The organism is Actinomadura nitritigenes, from assembly GCF_017573545.1.
Lineage (GTDB): Bacteria > Actinomycetota > Actinomycetes > Streptosporangiales > Streptosporangiaceae > Spirillospora > Spirillospora nitritigenes.
The window spans coordinates 1-20,400 of record NZ_JAGEOK010000056.1 but is presented as its reverse complement, the minus strand read 5'-3'; the positions used below and the strand labels follow the sequence as shown (position 1 = coordinate 20,400).

The 20,400-nt window shown below is 68.9% G+C and carries 14 protein-coding genes and 4 pseudogenes; 7 read left to right on the top strand and 11 right to left on the bottom strand.

What is annotated here, in order from left to right; genetic code table 11:
• Positions 1-267: 267 nt before the first annotated feature.
• Positions 268-1,281, bottom strand: a pseudogene (locus tag J4557_RS46315) (IS481 family transposase); the annotation flags it as partial.
• A 149-nt stretch (positions 1,282-1,430) separates the two neighbouring features.
• On the opposite strand from J4557_RS46315, the gene J4557_RS46310 reads away from it, so the two are divergent.
• The gene (locus J4557_RS46310; protein ID WP_208273849.1) at positions 1,431-1,934 is read left to right on the top strand and encodes a hypothetical protein; all 504 of its coding nucleotides are present in this window, start codon (positions 1,431-1,433) and stop codon (positions 1,932-1,934) included.
• Between the two features lie 436 nt (positions 1,935-2,370).
• A pseudogene (locus J4557_RS46305) lies at positions 2,371-3,083 on the top strand (transposase); the annotation flags it as partial.
• Positions 3,084-3,371: 288 nt separating this feature from the next.
• Here the strand turns inward: J4557_RS46305 and J4557_RS46300 are convergent.
• The 7 genes from J4557_RS46300 to J4557_RS46270 are packed head-to-tail and all read right to left on the bottom strand — an operon-like array spanning position 3,372 to position 12,282.
• Positions 3,372-4,499, bottom strand: coding sequence for a CapA family protein (locus tag J4557_RS46300; RefSeq protein WP_243777433.1), 1,128 nt, complete (start codon positions 4,497-4,499; stop codon positions 3,372-3,374).
• A gap of 15 nt (positions 4,500-4,514) precedes the next feature.
• Entirely contained in the window at positions 4,515-5,336 is an 822-nt protein-coding gene (locus J4557_RS46295) for an alpha/beta fold hydrolase (protein ID WP_208273846.1), read from the bottom strand.
• A gap of 24 nt (positions 5,337-5,360) precedes the next feature.
• Complete coding sequence (locus J4557_RS46290; protein ID WP_208273844.1) at positions 5,361-6,803, bottom strand: alpha/beta hydrolase domain-containing protein; 1,443 nt, start codon at positions 6,801-6,803, stop codon at positions 5,361-5,363.
• A complete protein-coding gene (locus tag J4557_RS46285) occupies positions 6,800-7,840 on the bottom strand; it encodes an oligopeptide/dipeptide ABC transporter ATP-binding protein (protein WP_208273843.1) in 1,041 nt (346 codons plus the stop codon). Before J4557_RS46285 ends, J4557_RS46290 begins: the two co-directional genes overlap by 4 nt.
• On the bottom strand, positions 7,837-9,765 hold the full coding sequence (locus tag J4557_RS46280) for a dipeptide/oligopeptide/nickel ABC transporter permease/ATP-binding protein (RefSeq protein WP_208273842.1): 1,929 nt from the start codon (positions 9,763-9,765) through the stop codon (positions 7,837-7,839). Before J4557_RS46280 ends, J4557_RS46285 begins: the two co-directional genes overlap by 4 nt.
• Positions 9,762-10,703, bottom strand: coding sequence for an ABC transporter permease (locus J4557_RS46275; protein WP_208273841.1), 942 nt, complete (start codon positions 10,701-10,703; stop codon positions 9,762-9,764). The genes J4557_RS46280 and J4557_RS46275 overlap by 4 nt, the downstream gene beginning before the upstream one ends.
• 40 nt (positions 10,704-10,743) lie before the next feature.
• Positions 10,744-12,282, bottom strand: coding sequence for an ABC transporter substrate-binding protein (locus tag J4557_RS46270; RefSeq protein WP_208273840.1), 1,539 nt, complete (start codon positions 12,280-12,282; stop codon positions 10,744-10,746).
• 403 nt (positions 12,283-12,685) lie between these two features.
• Here J4557_RS46270 and J4557_RS46265 point away from each other — a divergent pair, with 403 nt between their 5' ends.
• The 5 genes and pseudogenes from J4557_RS46265 to J4557_RS46245 all read left to right on the top strand — a co-directional run.
• The gene (locus tag J4557_RS46265) at positions 12,686-13,828 is read left to right on the top strand and encodes a 2-hydroxyacyl-CoA dehydratase (protein ID WP_208273839.1); all 1,143 of its coding nucleotides are present in this window, start codon (positions 12,686-12,688) and stop codon (positions 13,826-13,828) included.
• Complete coding sequence (locus J4557_RS46260; RefSeq protein ID WP_208273838.1) at positions 13,825-15,126, top strand: 2-hydroxyacyl-CoA dehydratase; 1,302 nt, start codon at positions 13,825-13,827, stop codon at positions 15,124-15,126. Before J4557_RS46265 ends, J4557_RS46260 begins: the two co-directional genes overlap by 4 nt.
• Before the next feature lie 48 nt (positions 15,127-15,174).
• On the top strand, positions 15,175-16,431 hold the full coding sequence (locus J4557_RS46255; RefSeq protein WP_208273837.1) for a CaiB/BaiF CoA transferase family protein: 1,257 nt from the start codon (positions 15,175-15,177) through the stop codon (positions 16,429-16,431).
• On the top strand, positions 16,428-17,411 hold the full coding sequence (locus J4557_RS46250; protein ID WP_208273836.1) for a PaaX family transcriptional regulator: 984 nt from the start codon (positions 16,428-16,430) through the stop codon (positions 17,409-17,411). Before J4557_RS46255 ends, J4557_RS46250 begins: the two co-directional genes overlap by 4 nt.
• A 1-nt stretch (position 17,412) precedes the next feature.
• Positions 17,413-17,732: pseudogene (locus J4557_RS46245) on the top strand (IS481-like element ISMva2 family transposase); the annotation flags it as partial.
• Here the strand turns inward: J4557_RS46245 and J4557_RS50495 are convergent.
• The 3 genes and pseudogenes from J4557_RS50495 to J4557_RS46230 all read right to left on the bottom strand — a co-directional run.
• On the bottom strand, positions 17,662-18,132 hold the full coding sequence (locus J4557_RS50495; protein WP_307800600.1) for an AAA family ATPase: 471 nt from the start codon (positions 18,130-18,132) through the stop codon (positions 17,662-17,664). The pseudogene J4557_RS46245 and the gene J4557_RS50495 sit on opposite strands and share 71 nt — an antisense overlap.
• Before the next feature lie 335 nt (positions 18,133-18,467).
• Positions 18,468-19,535, bottom strand: a complete 1,068-nt coding sequence (locus tag J4557_RS46235; protein WP_208273833.1) for a helix-turn-helix domain-containing protein — start codon at positions 19,533-19,535, stop codon at positions 18,468-18,470.
• Between the two features lie 752 nt (positions 19,536-20,287).
• Positions 20,288-20,400, bottom strand: a pseudogene (locus tag J4557_RS46230) (IS5/IS1182 family transposase); the annotation flags it as partial.

The following is a 20,400-nucleotide window of genomic DNA, read 5'->3' as shown; positions in this document are numbered from 1 at the left end:
CGGCGTCGAGCGGAAGCCGGCGCCACCGGGCGCCCGGAGGGAATCAGACGGGGACGCCTGCGGCGGCGCCGGTGGCACGCTTGGCGCGCCACCGGTCGAGGGGACACCGCCTCAACGGCGCGTCGTAGCCCCAATCCCCGTCGGGGACGCGCCAGATGATTTCGATGCTGATGCCGTCGGGATCGACGGTGTAGAGGAAAGGTGCATGCCCTGGTCGGTGGTGGAATCGAACGCACCGGTCGCCTCGGGGCGGTCCTGGACGACATAGGTGTATGAGGCCTGGAGGTTGGTGACGCCTGCGTGGAGGCGTGCGGCTGGTGGCCTATTCCCGGCGGCAGTGTGAGGCCGATGGTACTTGTAGTGCACGTTCCACACGTGCAGCGCCTCGCTCCTTTGTTGCTCGGAGGTCCAGATACGGGCGTAGAGGAATTCCTCGGCCAGGATGCGGTTGTAGCGCTCCACCTTGCCGTTGTGGCGGGGGGTGTAGGGGCTGATGCGCTGGTGCCGGGCCCCGTGCAGCACGGTGGCGAAGTCGCCAGCGCGGTAGCACGAGCCGTTGTCAGTGACGATCCGCTGGATGTGGATGATGCCGTGCGCGGCAAAGAACGCCCTGACCCGGTGCATGAACGCGATCGCGGTGGCAGCCTTCTCGTCCGGCAGGGCCTCGGTGTAAGCCAGGCGGGAGAAGCCGTCCACGGCCGAGTGCAGGTAGACTTACCCGGCACGGGCACCGGAGTGCTTGGCCTGCGAGTTCTTGGCGCGGGCCGCGGCTTTGGCCGCGGTCGAGCCTCGGCCGTGGACCCGCCAGCCGCCGCCGTCGGGGATCCGCCCGACCTTCTTGACGTCGACGTGGACCATGTGGCCCGGCCATCGGGCCACGATCGGGCGCGGGACGCGGTTGGAGGCTCCGGTCGGGTCGATGAACCGGCGCCGGTTCAGGCCCAGGTGAGCCAGGTGTCGGCTGATCGTGCGGCGGCTGATCGACACGCCCAGGCCCCGCAACTCGAAGGCGATGCGGGCCGCCGGCCACTTGTGCTTGCGGCGCATCGTCTCGACCCGGGCCACCACCTGCGCCGGGGTCGCGGTCGGCTGGCGGTGCGGCGTCGATGGGCGGTCGTGCAGCCCCAGCTCGCCGTGCTCGCGGTAGCGGTTGACCCACTTGGAGGCCCACTGCCGGGAGATGCCCATCTCCGCGGCGACGTGGGCGATCGGACGATCCTGGCAACGCTGGACGAGCCGACGGCGGCCCTCCACGGACAGCGGCGCGTTACGGTGGACCACAGACGGGCCTTTCTTGCCGGCGGACGGGGTACTTGGTCGTTTCTCATCCTGCCGCCCAGGAAGGCCCGTTCCTCATCCCGCCACGCTCACCCCCGTGTCACCAACCTCATGACCCGCAACAACTAGGGACCGTGGCTGCAGCGCTGAGGATGGCCGAACTGCTCGAACCGCTGACCGCAGAGCCCGGCCGACAGTTCATCCGCGTCCAGGTCGGAGCAGACCCTCGTCAGACACCTGCCGAATTGCTGCTGCCGATCTTGCTCGACCCGGACTTCGATCGCGGAGAGTACGTCACTCCCGAGACCCCCACGACCGTGCCTCAACTGACCAGGGCGCTGACTGAACTGTCGGTCACGGCGGCGCAGATCGTTCCGTTCCTCGTGCACACCTGCACCACCGACCTCGCTCACGGCGGCACGAGAGGCCCCTGGAGCATCGAGACCGCACAGACGGCCCTTCAGTGCGTTGTTGACACCTTGGGTACAAAGACCCGCTGGTGGACCAACGTCGCCTATTCCGCCTGGTGCTGGGGGCACGGCGACTTCTCGGCCGATTTCATGTCGAACCCGGTGACCGGGCACGACTTCGACCGGGCGGTCGTCGGGATCGGTAACAGCGCCACCGTGACTCTGCTGGCTTTCGCCGACTCGTGACCTGCGGGCTCCGGCCACTGGCGCCACTACCGGCCGGGACCGAGCGGGCCGACAACGGCTGCGTCGATCCCTCTCCCCTAGCCGGGGCCGACCACCCCCTACCTGCTAGACCACGCACCCGCAGGGCCGGAGCACCTGCAGGTCGTTGCCCGCCCGCGTCACCTGCCTGACCAGCTCACCGCACAGCGGACAAGGCTGACCGGTAAGGCGGACGAGATCGGGAACGGGCGACTGGCCGGCATCGACAACGGGCGAAACGAGGTGTTCGGCTGTCAGATCCACGGCGCGCCATCCTACGACCGCCCCCTGAAGAACGCCGCACCGACAGACCGACCCTGCCCACAGCAGCCGTTCATAGGCACAACCCGGGGCCCACTGAAGGCCGAGGCGAATCCACTCAGGTGCGGATCAATGCCCCTCCCCGGCGTTTCCACCAGTGAGCACTTTCCAAGTGAAGACTACCGGCCGCAAGGTCAAGATCGTGGTGTCCGGGCACGGTGCGGGGATCGTCTCCCAGGCGGGTGGCCTGCTGCTGATCGAGGCGCTGCGGGTGACGGGCCCGGACCAGGGCCTGTCACCGGCGCTGTCGCGGTGGCGGGCGGTGCACGATCCGAGGAAGATCGTGACGGACCTGGCGGTGACGCTGGCGCTGGGCGGAGACTGCCGGGCCGACGTAGCGGTGCTGCGGTCCTTGCCGGAGTTGTTCGACCGGTGGCCTCCGATCCGACGGTGTCGCGGCTGGTCAAGACCCTGTCCCAGGCCGGGCCGGTGGCATTGCGGGCGATCCGCGCAGCGCGGGCCCAGGCACGCCGGCGGGCCTGGGCCCTGGTCGGTGGGCGCGCTGCGAAGACCGCATCCGCAGCGCCAAGGACACTTGGCCTGCGCAACCTGCCCCTGCACGACGCCGCCAACCAGATCCGGCTCGCACTCGTGGCGCCGGCCACCGACCTGACTGTCTGGGCCCAGATGCTCGCCCTGACCGGCCACCCGGCCGGCACCTGGGAACCCAAACGCCTGCGGCTGCGGATCTTCTCCGCCGCCGGGCGCCTGGCCCGCGGCGGCAGCTGGCTCCGGCTCCGGCTGAGTAACCGCTGGCTCTGGGCCGACCTCATCACCACCGCGATCACCCGGCTGCAGATGCTCCCGAGCACAAACCGTCCCGTCAACACCAGGAAGGAGAACCCCGGGCCCGTGGAACCCCGCCCACCCGACGCGACAGTCGGGCCCGACAAATGACCCGTCACCGAAGACGAAGACTCGGTTGGGTCGCTCCGGGACCCAACCGGCCTCACGAAAGATCGAGGCTAACCGACATAAGTGTCGAACAATGTGGACGGCGGAAGCGGTCCAGTGCGGGGCGAGCCGTCCCGCCGGGTGCTCGCGGTTCGCCCCGCGCGGCGCTCTGGGCGGGCAGGTCATTTGCCGGTCGTGGGGCCGCTATGCAGTCTCCTTGACCTCGACGAAGTCGTCGTCGCGCCAGGAGAAGCGCGTGGCAAAGTCCAGTCGGTGGGTGATGGATTCCACGTATTCGGCGATCTCCTGGCCGCCGTTGCGTCGGCGTCGCGGGGTCGGCCGGCCGCGCTCATCGATCCAGCAGGGGATGAACCCGGCGGTGATCGCGCCATCCTCGGAAAAGTGCACCGACGCGATCATCGTGTTGCGGCTTTCCGGATGAAATGGATAGAAGGGCGTGCTGGGGTCGGGGGTGAAGCCGAAAAGCTGCTTGCGCTTGCGCGCCCAGGCTTCACGTTCCGGGTTGTCGCCGTCGGCCGGGGTGAGCGCGCGCGTCACCGTGACGAAGTTGCCGAGTCCATGAAAGATCGGGCGACCGCGGTGCATCTCGATGCCGCGAAGAATGTGGGCGTGCTGGCCGATGACGGCGTCCGCGCCCGCGTCGATCGCGGCGCGCGCCAGCGGCCCCTCGTACATCGCCAGGGCGGCCGGCGTGTGCACGATTCCCTTGTGGAAGGACACGATGACGACATCCGCGTTCTCCCGGGCCGCCGCGATATCCGCGGCCAGCCAGCTCAGATGGTCCGGTTCCGCGAAGGTGTAGACCCGTGGTGGTCCGCCGGGGTTGGCGCCTTCGAGTTCATAATGGGTGAGGACGTGGATGTAGGCGCAGCCGGGCTTGGCCGAGGTCGCCCAGGACTCGCGTGGCCCGACGCAGTTGTAGCTCAGGATCGCGACGCGCATTCCGCCGGCTTCGCAGATCGCCGGGGTCCGTGCCTCGGCCAGGGTCGCTCCGGCGCCCGAGGTGCGAAGGCCGGCGGACCGGGCGTGATCGACGGTATCGCGCAGCCCTTGCGGCCCGGCGTCGCAGATGTGGTTGCCGGCGAGGGTCACGGCACCGAAACCGGCATCGGCGAGCGCGCCGAGCGCCGCCGGGTCGGCGGGCGGAGCCGGCACGTCGGTACTCGTCTGTGTCGTCGTCGTGGAGTGCGGCACCTCCACGTGCCCGATCACCAGATCGCCCGTATGGAGCAGCGCACGACTCGGGTCGAAGAACGAGCCCGGGTCCGGTTCGTCGAGGATGAGGTCCCCGACGGCGAGAATGTTCACCATCACGATCCCATCAGGTCAGGAGGTCAGCTCGTCGAGATACACGGCGACCTCGGCGGCCAGCCGTTCTGGACGCTCACGCGCGACGAAGTGCCCCTCGTCCTCGAACAGCACGGCCTTCGCGCGCGGAACGCTGCGGGCGGCCCGTAGCGCCGACTCGGGCGAGATGACGCCATCGCGCATCCCGGCAAGAATGAGCACGGGAACGTCGATGGTCCGCAGGATCGCACTGAGTTCTTCGTTGGTCTTGGCCTCGGGAAACGGCATGCCCTGGTTGATCTGGGCCTCCTCGGCGCTGTACTCCAGGTGGTGCCGCACGAGCGAGGCGATGGTCTCCTCCCGGAGCGCGGCCCGTTCCGGCGTGTCCGTGGAGCCCCCGAGGATGCGGAACTGCTTCTCGATGACGTCCCTGTTCCTCCGGTTCTCGACAATGGCGCGGCGGCCCGCCGAGGAGGACGTGTCACCATCGCGGTCGTGCGGGGTGCCCACCACCGAGATGAGCGCTTTCAGCCGCTGCGGATGACGCCGAGCCAGATGCCAGCCGATGCCGCCGCCGTGCGAGACACCGGTGTAGACGAACCGTGACACGCCCAGATGGTCGGCGAAGGCGATCACGTCATCGGCCCATTGGTCGAGCCATCCCCGCTCCGGCGCCGCCCGCAGATGGGTGGAACGGCCGAACCCGCGAGCCTGGATGGTGAACACGTGGCAATTCGTCGGCCCGTTCGCGAGCACAGCCGGGTACCCGTCGAACCCGGAGGCACTGGACAGGACGACTTCGTCACCGTTCCCGTATTCGTCGTACCAGAGTTGCACGTCGTCCGTTTCGAAAATGGGCATGAGAACCTCCGTAGTAGCCCGAATTCAGCATTCGGGGAACAGGGTCAGCGCGCGCTGCTCGGCCGCGACCAGCAGCGGCTCCACCTCCGGCCAGAGCAGGAAGCCCTGAGCAAGCAAGGCCAGGCAGCTTTCCCGGTAGCGGTTGAGGTAGTTCTCTGCGATCGGGTACCTGGCATCCAGCGACTCGGCGGAGAACGGCGTCATGTTCCCGGCCAGCCAGGTCATCGCCGCCGGCTCGACCGTCGGCATCCACGGTGAGGGCCGGCATGCCCCGGGCACCGGTGTGCTGTGCGGGTGGTATCGCGCGACCGGTGTGGCGATCCACGGGGTGCGGATACCTCCCAGGACGTTGCCGTGTTCGTCTCGTGCGAGGGACACCGCGTCCCCGTGACGTTCCCCGTCGAACACGAAGCGGTCCGCGTGCGGCGGCGCCTGGCCTTCGGCGACCCACCGGTCCAGAAGGGAGAAGACGGCGCGGGCGACGAAATCCAGCCGGGCGTCACTGCTCATCTCCACGATCCGCCGACTCGGGACCGGCAATCCGCGGCGGCGGTACTGCTCCTGGTTGGTGGTGACCTGATCCGGGCCAGTGCTGTCGTGCGAGGTACCCGCCACCTGATAGAGCCGGTACCGGTCGGCCGGATCGTCGCCGTCCGGGCGCAGGACCGGGCCATGGGTTTCGGACTCGACCTCACTGAGTAGTTCGATCACGGGCGCGTCGTGCCCGCCGATGGTGCGCCGGCGGTCCCCCATACCGGGCTGGTCGGTGTCGTCCGACAGACCGGGGTAGCCCGCACCCGCCGCTCCTCCCGAGGAGATGCCGACGACGTAACCGTCGAAGACGGCCGCACCGCCCGGCAGCCGCCGGCGTTCGTGAAAGCCCTCGCCGAGAAATACCCGGCAGAAGCTGCCGGTCATCGACCAGCCCGAGAGGTAGGCGCGGGCGATGTCCGGTCCCTCGTCCCACAATCCGGCGGCGCGTGTGCGCAGCGCGGTGACGATGTCCGCGACGATGTCGTAGCGCAGGCTGGACGTGGGGATCGAGAGCTCGCCGTACCGGACCGGGTCGAACTCCGCCCGCATGGATTCGGCGATGCGCGGCTCCTGAGTGATGCCCACCCAGGCCGCGCCGGTGCGCATGATCCACGGGTGCAGCACGCGCCAGGTGTTGGCCGTGTCGTACTCGGGATGCAGCGGTTCGGCCTGCACCACGCCGTTGAACCGCGCCGGTTCCGCGGGTCGGCGGATGAGAACCCGGGTCGTGTAGCGGACGTCGGTATCGGCCGGCACCGCGCGCAGGTCGGCGTCATAGGTCCACGCGGTCGCGCTGCCTGTGACCAGGTACTCGTCTTCGCGGTACCCGGCGGAGGCGAGGTCGACGCCGAAGCCGGTTCCGGGGATCCGGGCGGCTCCGAGCGGCAACGAGCCGGCGGATGTCTCGAGCGGACGGGCGCGGAGGACTGTCATTTCGATCCTCCGGTCGCCGTTGACCGCGGTTCGCGGGGGATATTGCCCTCGGCGTCCGGCGGGAGTTCGCCATAGCGGTGGCACGCGACGGCGCTATCGCCGCCGGTCGGTTGTAGCACCGGTCGTTCCTGGAAGCACCGGTCCACGGCGAACCGGCAGCGGTGCGCGAACGGGCACGAGTCCCCGAGGGGCGCCGCGCCTCTGGGCTCGATCCGGTAGCTCGCACGCAGTTCACGCCGTTGTCGTTGCCGCAGCGGGTCGTGCACGGGAGCGGCGGCCAGCAGAACCCGCGTGTAGGGGTGCTGGGGCGACTGGACCACGGATGCGGCGCTGCCGGTCTCCATGACGCGTCCCCGGTAGAGGACCAGGACGCGGTCGGAGACGTGCTCGATGACGCTCAGGTCGTGGGAGATGAACAGATAGCTCACCCCCAGTTCGCGCTGGACATCGGTGAGGAGGTTGAGGATCTGTGCCTGGACGGATAGATCCAGGGCGCTGACGGCCTCGTCGCAGACGACGAGCCGGGGACGAACGATGAACGCCCGCGCGATCGCGATCCGTTGCCGCTGACCGCCGGAGAACTGTGCGGGATAGCGGGAAGCGGCGTTCTCCGGCAGTCCGACCCGGTCGAGCATTTCCGCCACCTGCCGGCGTACGTCTCGCGTCTCGCCGCCCTCCCGCCGTAGCCTGGCCACGAGCGGCTCGGCGACGGTATAGCCCACCGTCTTGGTCGGGTCCAGTGAGCTGACCGGGTCCTGGAAGACGACCTGTATGTCGGTGATCGGCTTGCGTCGCCGTACGCGACGCGGATCCAGTTCGCTGCCCTCGAAGCGTATGGTGCCGGCCGTGACGGGAGCGATCCCGAGGATCGCCTTGGCGATCGTGGACTTTCCGGAGCCCGACTCACCGACCACGCCCAGCGTTTCGCCGGGGGCGACGGTCAGATCGACGGAGTCGACGGCACGGAAGCGCTGGCGCCGCCTGCCCGGATAGTCGACGCACAGCCGCTCGACCTGAAGTAGCGGGTCCGTCTTCATCGGCGCGCCTCCCCGGTGAGCAGGGTGTCCACCCTGAGGCAGCGGGAGAGCCGCCCTTCGGATATGTCCTTGACGGGTATCGCTCCTTCTGTACATCCCGGCTGTGCGAGGTCGCACCGGCTCGCGAAGCGGCAGCCGGCCGGCCAGCGCTGTGGCGTGGGAACGGAACCGGGAATGGCCTGGAGCCGCTCGCCGACGTGGGTGTTCTCCGGGCTGGACAGCAGCAGGGCCCGCGTGTAGGGATGTGCCGGCCGGTCGAAGACCTCGCCGATCGGCGAGGTCTCGACCACCTGGCCGGCGTACATGACCACGACTTTCGTGCAGACGTCGGCGACGACACCCCAGTCGTGCGTGACCAGCAGGATCGCCATGTTGTTCTGCTGCTGCAGCGAGCGCAGCAGGTCGAGGATCTCCGCCTGCACGGTCACGTCGAGAGCCGTTGTGGGCTCATCGGCGATGAGCAGTTCGGGACGACCGGCGATCGCCATCGCGATCGCGACCCGCTGGGCCATCCCGCCCGAGATCTGGTGCGGGAATCGGCGGGCGACGGCCTCGGGGTCGGGGATTTCGACCATGCGCAGCAGTTCGATCACGCGGGCGTGCGCCGCCTTGCCCTTGATCCCGTCGACTGCCCGGACGACCTCCGCGACCAGCGACCCGACGCGGAAGGAGGGGTCGAGCGCGGCCATCGGTTCCTGCGAGATCATGGCGATCCGGCGGCCGCGCAGCTTACGGAACGCGCGCTGGTCCAGATCCTGCACCGGGCTGCCGTCGAAGACGACCCGTCCCGAGGTGATCTGGCAGTTGCCGGGGAGCAGCCCCATCACCGCGCGCGCCGTCATCGTCTTGCCGCTGCCCGACTCGCCGACCAGGCCGACGGTCTCCCCCGCCGCGATGTCGAAGCCGACGGCGTCGAGCAGGTTGAGTGGACGCTCACCATCGGTCGCCACCGACAGGTCGCGCACCGAGAGCAGCATGTCCGTGGCGGGTTCGGGCCGCCCCGCCGTCTCGGGCGTGCCGGTTCGCCGTTTGCGGCGTGAGGCGGGTGCGGCGGCGTACTTCTCCGCGCTGACGTCGCGGACGACGTCGCCCAGCAGGCCGAAGGCCAGCACCGTGAGCGCGATGGTCACCCCGGGCGGTACGAGCATCCACGCGTCCTGGTTGAACACGGATGCGGCGTCGGCGACCATCCCTCCCCAGGTCGCCGCGGGCGGAGGAGGCCCCAGCGACAGGAACGTCAGACCGGTCTGCACCCCGAGGGTGACGGCCGCGAACAACGATGCCTGGATGATGATCGCGCCCCGGCACCGGGGAAGCACGTGCCGCACGACGACCTGCAGCCGGGACAGGCCCATCAGTTCCGCCGCGGTCACGTAGAGCTCCTCGCGGGCGGTGAGCGCCACCCCGCGGATCACCCGCATCAGGCCGGACGAGCCCAGCACTCCGAACGCGATCATGGCCGAGGTCATGCTGTGCTTGAAGATCGACAGCACCGCGAGCAGGATGATGATGACCGGCACCGACATGACCACCTCGGCGACGCGCATGGTGATCCGGTCGAAGGTGCCGCCGAGGTACCCGGCCAGCAGACCCGTCGGCAGCGCGACGATCAACAGCGTGACCACTGCCTCCAGTACGCCGAGCAGTGAGCTGCGCCCACCGTGCAGCAACCGGCTGAGCAGATCGCGTCCCAGGCTGTCGGTGCCCAGCCAGTAGCTGCCCGATGGCCCGGACCGGACCGCGGACAGGTGTTGGGCCAGCGGGTCGTACGGCGCGATGAGCGGCGCCAGCGCGCAGGCGAGGATGAGTACGACGAGGAACGCGACGACGATCGCGCCCCTGGGCGACCTCAGCACCGACCGCACCAGGCCCGTGTTCGCCGCGTTCGCCGCCGGGCGGGGCGCCGGTTCGGGCAGCGTTGTCAAGATGCCCTCACTTTCGGGTTCAGCATTCCGTATGCGAGGTCGACGAGCAGGTTGAGGATGATGACCACGACGGTGAAGTAGACGCCGATGCCGAGGATCACCGGCAGATCGTGGTCCGTGGTCGCCTGCGTGGCCAGGCTGCCGAGACCGGGGAGCACGAACACGCCCTCGACGAACACCGTGCCGCTGAGCATGGACACGGCGACCACGCCCAGCACCGTGACCACCGGGATGGCGGCATTGCGCAGCATGTGCTTGAGCACGATCCGCGACTCGGCGACACCGTTGCCGCGCAGGACCCGGATGTAGTCGGTGTCCTGCACCTCCAGCGTCGCGTCACGGGCCTGCTTGGCCACCGCCGTGACTCCGAACAGGCTGAGCGCGATCACCGGCAGGACCAGTGAACGTACCCAGTGACCCGGCGACTCGGCGAGCGGGACGTAGCCGGTCGCCGGGAACAGGCGGATCTTCACGGCGAACAACGCCACAAGGACGATCGCCACCCAGAAGTTCGGCAGCGCGAGCCCGGTCAGCGACAGCACGTCGACCACGCGCGCCGCCGGCCCGCCGCGGATCGCGCTGAACATCCCGAGGGCGGTGCCGGCCACGGCGCTGACCAGCACGCAGCACAGCACCAGCGACACCGTGACCCCGAGCCGGGCGTTCAACTCCGAGGTGACAGCGTCACCGGTGAACAGGGAGGCCCCGAGATCACCATGGAGCAGCCCGGAGAGCCAGTGCCAATAGCGCTCGAGCCACGGCTGGTCCAGACCCATCTGCTGATGCAGGGCGGCGATGCCTTCCGGCGTCGCGTTCTCCCCCAGGATGGTGCGCGCCGGGTCGCCCGGCACGAACGATTCGAGGGCGAACACCACCACCGATACCAGCAACACCAGCGGAATCGACAGGGCGACCCGGTGGGCCAGCAGCTTCAGCATGTCAGTCGTCCTCCTTCCGGCGTGGACGATTCCCCGTCGCCTACTTGCTCTTCCAGGCGAGATCGGCCGTGGGAGCCACCGGCATCGGGTTGGGGTTCAGCACCGAAGTCTTGACATTGGTCAGCTTCGGGCTGGCGTACAGCAGGTTCTGGGTGGAGAACACCGGGACGTACCAGGCGAGGTCGTGATAGCGCTGGGAGACCTGCTGGTAGAGGCGCGTGCGGTCGGCGCCGTCGGAAGCGAATGCCTTCGCCAGCGTTGACTCCAGTTGCCGGTCCTTGTTGCCGAACGGGTTGAACAACCCATTGGAGATCTGGTTGTGCGCCTGGAACATGTCGGTCCCCGCGCTGGGGAAGATGATCGCGGGGTACTTCTTGCTCAGCGCGTCACCGCTGAACTGCCCGATACCGGTCGACTCCACGTGCAGCGTGGCCTTGATCCCGATGTCCCCGAGCGCGTGCACGATGGCCTGCGAGTAGGTGGTGTTCCGGTCGAGGAGGGATTCGGTGAGGACGGTCATCGAGAAACCGTTCGCGTAACCCGCCTCGGCCATCAGGCTCTTCGCCTTGGCCAGGTCGTAGTCGTATCCGGCCTGCGGCAGGTACCCGTCGGTTCCGGGTAGCAGCACCTGTGTGCTGGCAGCGGCGTACTGTCCGCCGAGGGCGTTCGCCAGGCCTTTGCGGTCGAGCGCGAAGGCGATCGCCTGCCGGACCCGAGCGTCGCCCAGTGGCTTACTGATCTTCCCGGCCGAGTCGGCCAGGATCAGCGTCCAGTTGAAGAACGGTGCGGACAACACATTCAGCTTGGCTTGTTTCGCCGCCTCGGCCGTCGAGGCGGCACCGCCGGCGAACTGCACCTGCCCGGTCTGTGCCGCGGACAGCACGGCCTGCGCGTCGCCGATGACGCGGATGGTCACCCCGCTGAACATCTGGGCGGAGGGGTTGAAATAGCTGGGGTTCTTGTCGTAGGTGTAGCGACTGTTGGTGACCGACGCCTTACCGTTGTAGACGTACTGCCCGGTTCCGTCGCTGGCCGTCAGCAGAGACTGCGGATTCGCCAGGCCCTTCGGTCCGATGATCGTCCCGATCCCGTGGTACTGCGTCATGGTCATGGCGGCGTCGGGGTTCGGGGACTTGTAAGTGACGCGCACCTTGTCCGGCCCAACGGCGGAGATCGAGTCGACCGGGCCGGCGTCGCCGACCAGGCCACCGCCGGCCTTGCGGAAGTAGTTCATCGACGCGACCGCCGCGTCGGCCGTCAGCGGGCTGCCGTCAGTGAACTTGACGCCCTGGCGCAGGGTCATCTCGAAGACCTTGTTGTCCTGGCCGACGTAGTTCCAGGAGGTGGCCAGGTCCGGTACGAGCTTGCCATCGCCACTGAGATGGATCAGCGAGTCGTAGGCCAGCGCGGTGAACGCCGACGAGAGCCCATTGCCGCCCAGCGCCGGGTTGAGGCTGATCGGCGGCCCCGCGAACTGCAACGTGAGTTTCGATGACGAGGCACCGCCCGGAGACCCGCCGCTGGACGACGAACACGCCGCCGCGCCAAGCAGCGGCAGGGTGATCGCGACAGCGCTCATCGCCCCCGCCATCACGGGTGAGCGCCGTCCGCCTCGTGAAGGTCTGCGCATTGTTTCCTCCTCAACTCCGGGGAGCGGCTGACCGCCTCACGCCAGCGCGGCAGTGCCGACCGTGATCGGGCAACGACGGCCGTTGCGGTGGCGCCGCTCAGCCCGGGACCACCGGATCGCCGTTGCGCGAGTGTGGGCTGGATCATATGTACTGAATCTGCCAGGCGTCAACGCTTGTGTCGCACGTTCTGCCCGGCGTACTGTTTGCGGGCGGCTGGGCAGGTGGATAAACGGTGCAGCTAGTAGGCCTCCCGTGAACAAAAGGATGTAGCTTGTTGCCATCGGTTGCGAGCTTGTGTCGTGTTATCCGGTCCACTGGTGGGCTCGCGATAACGGAATGGGGTGAGTGAACATGGATGCGCTCGGCCAACTCGAGGCGCTGTACGAGGCACGTACCGGTCCGGTGCCCGCCGCCCTGGACGGTCGGCCGACGGTGGCGTATGTGGGCGCGGACGTTCCCGCGGAGGTGCTCTCCGCCGCCGGATTCGCTCCGTTCCGCTTTTCCGGCCGGCCCGGCGCGTACGAGTCGGCCTCGCGCTACTGCGGCCCGGGCATCGACGGGGCCGCCGTCTCCCAGCTCGCGCGGTTGCTGGATGGGGACGCGGCCGCCTCGGGCGGCCTGGCGCTGTCCGCCGACTGCGAGGGCACCGTGCGATTGTTCATGTACCTGCGCGAGATCCAGCGCCTGGAACGACATCCGGGCATACCGCGGCTCGCCTTCTTCGACCTGCTGCACCTGCCGCAACGCACGTCGGCCGTCTACAACCGGACTCAGCTGGACGCCTTCATCGCCGAGATGAGCGAGTGGGCGCACCGCCCGATCACCGACGCGGACCTGCGGGACGCCGCGGCCGAGCACGACCGGGTCCGCACGCTGATCCGTGCGGTGGGAACCGAACTCCGCACCGCGCCGGACGGACCACGGCTGACCGGGGTCCAGGCGCTCGCGGTGATCGGCGCGGCCTTCGTCAGCTCACCGCGGGTATGGTGCGCACTGGCCGGGCAGCTGCTGGCCGACGCCGGCGACCTGCCGCGCCGACAGGGGATCCGGGTGTTCCTCACCGGCTGCGGCCACGACAGCCCGTCGGCCTACCAGTTGATCGAATCGTTCGGAGCGGTCATCGTCGGTGAGGACCACGACTGGGGCGCCCTTGCCGGCGAACGGGATATCGGACCCTCGCAGCACATCCGCAGCGCGCTCGTGCGATCCCGCGCGCTGGCCGCACCCGGATCCGCCGGGCATGCCGCGGCACTACGCGCCGAGCAGACGGCACGGATGGCCGCCGCCTGCGGCGCGGACCTGGTCGTCGCCTGGACTCGGCAGTACGACGACGCGCCGGCGTGGGATGTGCCGGTGCAACGCAAGTCCCTCGAGCGCGTGGGCATTCCGCTGGCGGCCGTTCCAGCACAGCCGTATGGCGCGGCAAGGCACGACGACGCCGCCGATCTGCTGATGAGCGCACTGCACGAGCGGACCGCGGAGATGTCGCGATGAGCGAATTCACCCGAGGCCGTCGCAACGACGCCAGCCTGCCCTCGGCAAGAGCGGCCACCACCTACCAGCGGCAGTGGTTCGCCCGTCTGAAGGAGCGCGCCGCCGCCGGTGATCCGGTTGCGCTCGTCAACGCCGACGCGCCGCAGGAGATCCTGCGGGCACTGGACATCCCCTATGTGGTCAACCAGTGGTGGGCATCGGTGTGCGCGGCGAAACAGCGGTCCGGCCCTTACCTCCGGCTGCTCGCCGAGCGCGGCTATCCGGCGGACCAGGAGCAGTACAACAGCCTGGCGCTGGCGTCCACGTTCGACGACGATCCCCCGTGGGGCGGGCTTCCCCCGATCAGCTTCGTCCTCGCCGAAATGACGGGGGACGCGCTGCGAAAGGTGTTCGAGGCCTGGCAACGCGAACGGGGCGCCACCTTCCTCGGCTTCGAGCGGACTGTTCCGCGTGAGGTGGACCCGTACTGGTGGAACCGCATCGAGGACGATTGGGAAGCACTGGTCGGCAAGCAGCGGATAGACCTGATGACCACAGAACTGACCGGCGTCATCGGCCATCTCGAAGTCACCACCGGCCGGATCTTCGACGAAGAACGCTTCCGTACGGTGATGGACCTGGTCAACGAGCAACAGCTCTACAACCGGGCGACCCGTGACCTGATCGCCCGCACGAGCCCCGCCCCGATCACCATCGCCGACAGCATTCCCAGCGTCATGATTCCCCAATGGCATCGGGGAACCGAATGGGCCCGCGATGCGGCGCGCACCTTCTACGAAGAGGTGCGCGAACGCGCCGACAACGGCGAGTCGCCGTGCCCCGACGAACAGATCCGCCTGATGTGGGTCGGTACGGGCCTGTGGTTTGACATGGGCTTCTACAGCTGGTTCCAGGAAAAATATGGCGCGATGTTCGTCTGGTCGATGTATCTCGGCTTGGCGGCCGACGGATACATCCGACACGGCGAGGATCCTCTGCGCACTCTCGCCGGCCGCTTCGCCGCGTTCCCCGACATGATCAACGCACCGCCCTGGGCCAGCGAATGGTACGCCAAGGAAGCCGTACACAACCGCATCGACGGCGCCGTACACATGGCGACCACGGACCGGAGGGGCAACTACTTCGTCAACCGCGCCATCGAGGCGGCCGGTGTGCCGGTCCTGCAGATCGTCGGCGACAGCGGCGATGCGCGCAGTTGGGACCAGGAGGCCGTACAAGCACAGGTCGCCGAGTTCATCGAGAAGCGGGTCGCACCAGTGGCCGCGCAGCGGCGAGCCCGCGAGGAGCGCCGCCGATGAGTGCCCGGCAGGACGCGCCCCCACCTTCGAACCACCAAGGAACCTCCCATGACTGAGCCCACTGCCGAGATCCCCCGCCCGTTGGAGGGCGTCACCGTCGTCGACCTGACCATCGCGCTGGCCGGTCCGTACGCGACTCTTCTACTCAGTGGTCTCGGCGCCCGCGTCATCAAGGTGGAGAACCCGGACGGGGGCGACCGGGTGCGCAACAACGCGCCCTACTTCGGCCGCGAGGGGCTGTCGATGCGGCGGCAACACGACGACGATATGTCGCTCGGCATGCTCGAACGGACCCGCGGCAAGGAAAGCGTGACGCTCAACCTCAAAGACCCGGCGGCCGCCGAGGTCTTCGCCGACCTCGTCCGCCATGCGGACATCGTGGTGGAGAACTACAGCCGTGGCACAGCCGATCGGCTCGGTGTCGGTTATGCGGCGGCACAGGCCGCCAATCCACGCATCGTCTACTGCTCGATCTCCGGATTCGGGGCGGTAGGCGTCCCGGGCGCGGGCAAGGCCATGGACGCGATCATCCAGGCGCTCTCCGGCACGATGATGACCTCCGGCGGGGACGGTGATCCGCCGGTGCGTGTCGGCATCCCGGTAGGGGACCTGTCCGCGCCCTTGTTCGCTGTGATCGGCATTCTCGGTGCGCTACGCCAAGCGGAGGCCACTGGAATCGGGCAGCATGTGGATGTGTCCATGCTCGGTTCCCTCACGGCCTTGGTGGCCGGCGAACAGTCCCATCTGCTCGAGCCGCTCGGCCGGTCCGGTCGCACCGGTCGCTTCATGCCGCGGCTTGCGCCGTTCGGGGTGTTTCGCACCAAAGACGGATGGGTCGCGATCTGCGCCCCGGAAACGAAGTTCGCCGAAGGCGTCCTTGCCGCACTCGGGCGACCCGAGTTGTGCCACGACGAGCGGTTCGCCAGCCGAGACGGCCGGGTGGAGCACGCCGACGAACTGCACGAGCTCATCGAGGAGTGGACGAGAACACGCACCACAGAAGACGTCGTCGCGACTCTAGAGGCACGCGGCGTACCGTGTGCGCCGGTGCGCCGGCCGGCTGAAGCGGTGGGCGATGAGCTGTTGCTGTCCCGGGGTGACACGATGCCACTACGACACCCGACCTACGGGACCGCCGAGGGACTGATCGGCAGCGGCCTGCCAGTGCACTTGTCGCGTTCCCGGACCGGTTACCGTTCGTCGGTGCCGGCCCTCGGCGAGGACAACGAGCGGGTGTACCACGATCTCCTCGGATATTCCGGTGGCCGGATCGACGAGCTCGCCAGGCGGGGAGTGATCGGATGAGTCCGACGCCGTCCCTGGACCTGCCGAGATCACAAGCAGGCTCGTCGTCGCAGCACCTGCTGACCACGTTGCTCGGTGACTACTGGGTAGGGCGCACCGAGCACCTGCCTTCCGCCGCGCTCGTCGCCCTGCTCGGTGAATTCGACATCGGCCCCACAGCGGCCCGCGCCGCGCTCAACCGGCTGGCCCGGCGAGGAGTCGTGGTCCCCTCGAAAGTGGGCCGCAACTCCTACTACGGCTTGGCGCCCGGGGCCTCGGACATGCTCATGGCCGGCGGCTACCGGTTCGTTTCGTTCGGTCAGGAGAACGGGTCCTGGGACGGGCAGTGGACCGTTGTGATGTTCACCCTGTCCGAGCGCGAGCGCGAACTGCGCTACTCGATCTACTCGCGGCTGCGCTGGCTGGGGTTCGCGCCGCTCTACGACGGTACCTGGGTCTCGGCCAGGCCGGTCGCGGAGCAAGCCCACCAGGAGTTCGACGAGCTGGGTCTGGGAGAGGTCACCATCTTCCGCGCGGTCGAGCACACGCCGTCGACACGGCGGCCGATCGATGCCTGGGACCTGGACGAGATCGCGGCACGCTACACCGAGTTCGTCACCGCCTACGAACCTCTCCGCACACAGGTCCGCAACGGTCACGTCGGCGCGCGCCAGGCCCTGCTGTCCCGCACGCACATCATGGACAGTTGGCGGAGCTTCCCGGGTATCGACCCGGACCTGCCGTCGAACCTCCTGCCCAGCAGGTGGCCGCGCCGCGAATCGTACGAACTGTTCGTCGAGGTCTACGACGCGCTTGGTTCTCTCGCCGCGATCCGGGTGCAGCAGATCGTCGGACAGTACTCACCCGACCTCGCCGAACTGATCAAGTACAACACGACCGACGATCTTCTCGAACTCGGCCGCCAAGCTCTCGAACGGCGCCGCGTGCCTCATCAGGTGAAGACCGCCGGCAAAGCGCCCGGCCTGAACGCCACAGCCTGAATTCTTGGCCGGCGGGCGCGAGTGCAAGCTGGTCACCGGCATCGACGACCACTCCCGCTCCGTAGTGATCGCGTAGGTGGTGGCCAAGCCGTCCGGGCGGGCGGGCGGTCTGTCAGCATTCATCGACGCGATGGCCGACACGGCGTCCCATCGGAGGTGCTGACGGACAATGGCAAGCAGTTCACCGGGCTGTTCACCAAGCCGTTCCCGGCCGAGGTGATGTTCGAGCGGGTCTGCCGGGAGAACGGCATCACCGCGCGACTGACCAAGCCGCGGTCACCGACGACGACCGGGAAGCGACCACGTAGAACCCCTCGGCGGCGGTAATCGTCTCACCTTTGTGGGCCTTCGCGGTGATCTGGCGGCGGCCATCCATCGCCGGATACACAACCGCCAGCACCTTCGGCGAGATCAATGTCGCGTCATCGATGAACAGGCACCAGCCCTCGGTCATCGCCGTGACCAGCGGCCCGAACACGAACTCATACCCGCCGCCGGGCGCCTGGGTGTACTCGCCGACGAAATCGGCGACAGCGGTGTCAGCGTCCCCGACGACCGTGATCAAATCCGGGAACGCCGCCTCCACCAGGGACGTCTTCCCGGTGCCGGGCGGCCCGTACAGCAGCGCCGCGATCGATGCCTCACGCAACCGCCGCAACGCCGCAACGTCCGGCAGATCTGCCAGCGCACGCGGGTGGTAGGCCTGACCGTTCGGGCGCACGACCGGCCCGCGCCCGTACTGCGGCGCCGTCTTCCCACCCGCCGCCGCTGCCGTGCCGGTAGCGGCAGCGGCGGTGGGGGTGGGGGTGGTGGTGCTGGACGAGGGGGCGGCGGACGCAGGCGGTGGCGTGCGGCGCGCCGCCCGAGCGCTCGTGGTGGTGGCCTTGACGGCGTCGGGAGTGGTGGCGGTGGCGCGGTAGCGGCGCGGCCGCCCCGCCACCCGTTCGGCCTGCCCCCGGTCGGTGAGCGTGTCCAGGGCGTTGGCGACTGCCCCCGCCGACCGGCCCAGGTGCCTGGCGATCTCACCTGGGGTGAACAGGTTCTGCGGCTGGTCGGCTAGTACGGCGGCGACCCGGCGTCGCAACTCCCCCTGCCCGAGCCGCCCGCCCGGCTGCGGCGTGGGCACGGCACCCGACGCTGCGGCGGGGCGAGTGCTGGTCGGTGCGGCGGCGGTGTGGTGCCGCTGGTCGGTGCGACGGCAGCGGTCGGGGAAGCGGGAGCGGTGGTCATGGCATGCCTCCAAGCGGTGGTGTCGGTGATCGGTGCGCCGGGGGCGGGCGGTACAGCGCCCGCCCCGATTGCGGCGGTAGATGCAGCGGTCAGCGCGCAGCAGGCACGGTCGGCGCGGTCGCCTTGCGATCGGCGGTGCGGTGGGTGGTGGTGGCGTTCGCACACCAACTCGGCGTCACCGGCCTCGGCGAGCCGGTCCAGGGCGTTGGACACCGCGCCCGCCGAATGACCGATCACCTTCGCCACCTCGTGCGGCGTGAACGCCGCGCCCGGATGCGCGGTCAGGTGCGCGGCGACCTTCGCGCGCATCACACCCGGCGCCGTCCGCACCCGCCCCGACGCCGTCCGCACCGGCCCCCGCGCCGCCGACCGCACCAGCCGCCGCACCAACCCCGACCCGCTGTAAGCGCCCTCGACCGCCGACAGCGCCCCGTCACCGTCACCGTCGTCCAACGCCGCCAGCGCGACCGTGATCCCGTCACGCAACGCCGTCAGCGCGTCCCGCGCCTCGGCCACCGCCGCTGGATCCAACCCCGGCTCCCCGTCCCCGTCCGCCTGGGTGCCCGTGTCAGCCGTGCCCGTGCTGGTTGGGGCTGCCGGGCCGGACCCTGCATCACCGCCCGCGTCCGGGGCGGGGCGAGTCGGTGCCGTGACGGTCTCACCGGCGCCCGTGTCGGCGGTGCCGGTGTCGGCGGTGCCGCCGGTTGTGGTGTCGGTGGCATGCCAGGTGTCGGGCTGGCTCTTGCCGCCGTCCCGGCTGTCGCGCGTGCGGACCGCGTGCCCGTCCGTCTCCAGGGTGGTCAGGACGCGCCCCACGCTCGCGCGGCTGACACCCGCCGCCGCCGCGATCCCCGCCACCGTGCCGCCCGGGTTGCCCCTCAGCGCGTCCCACACCGCCCGAGCCGCCCCCGCCGGACGTACCCCGCCCGGCATACCAGCCGCACCGTCGCCCGCCCCGTGCGCACCGTCAGCGCCGTTCCTGTTAGCGGCGGTCGCGGTCGTGTTCTTCGTGGCCATTTCGACTCCCATTGCATTTGTTGCGGCAACCCCGATTCGGTGCCGTTCCCGTTCACCGGGAGCTCGACCATTTCTCGATACCACACCCATGAGCAAGCACCTGCGGCCACAATTTTTAATCACCTCAACGACTGAACGATGTCACCATTCACACCCGGACGCCCCTAAACCCAAGCGATCGCAAACAGCGATTTCATGATGCGGAATCGGATCGGGGCGGCGGGAGACGCGGGAATCTCGACGTCTTTCCGTCAGGAATCTCACCGAAGGTGCTGGAACGGTGTGGGGACTCGACACCTCACCTCGTCAGGCACCTCGCCTTCAGCGCCCGCGAGCCGACCTCGAGTGCGCGAGCCGCCACCACCAGCGGCGCCGTGGGGCGCCGGCAGCACCCGGTGGGCGTACACCGCTTGGAGGTGGAAGAGGTGAGGGGACTGGGCCAACACAGGACCCGCAGGGGACCGCACCAGAGCATGGACCACACACACGCGCGGACTATTACCAGGAGTCGTCCTGGTGACGAGTCGGGCCCACGAACAGAAGATGCAGAAGCACCATGACCTGCAAGAACACCCCCGGCGAGGGCTTCTGGTCATAGCCAGAACCCCGAGAAGAACACTGAGCCTTTTTCAGCGTGCTGCGGTTTCGCGGAGTTGCAGGGTATGGATGGCCTTGGCGATGCGGCCGGCGCGGTGGGGGCAGCAGCGCAGCTTCCGTAGGATTCGCCATGACTTGAGCTGGG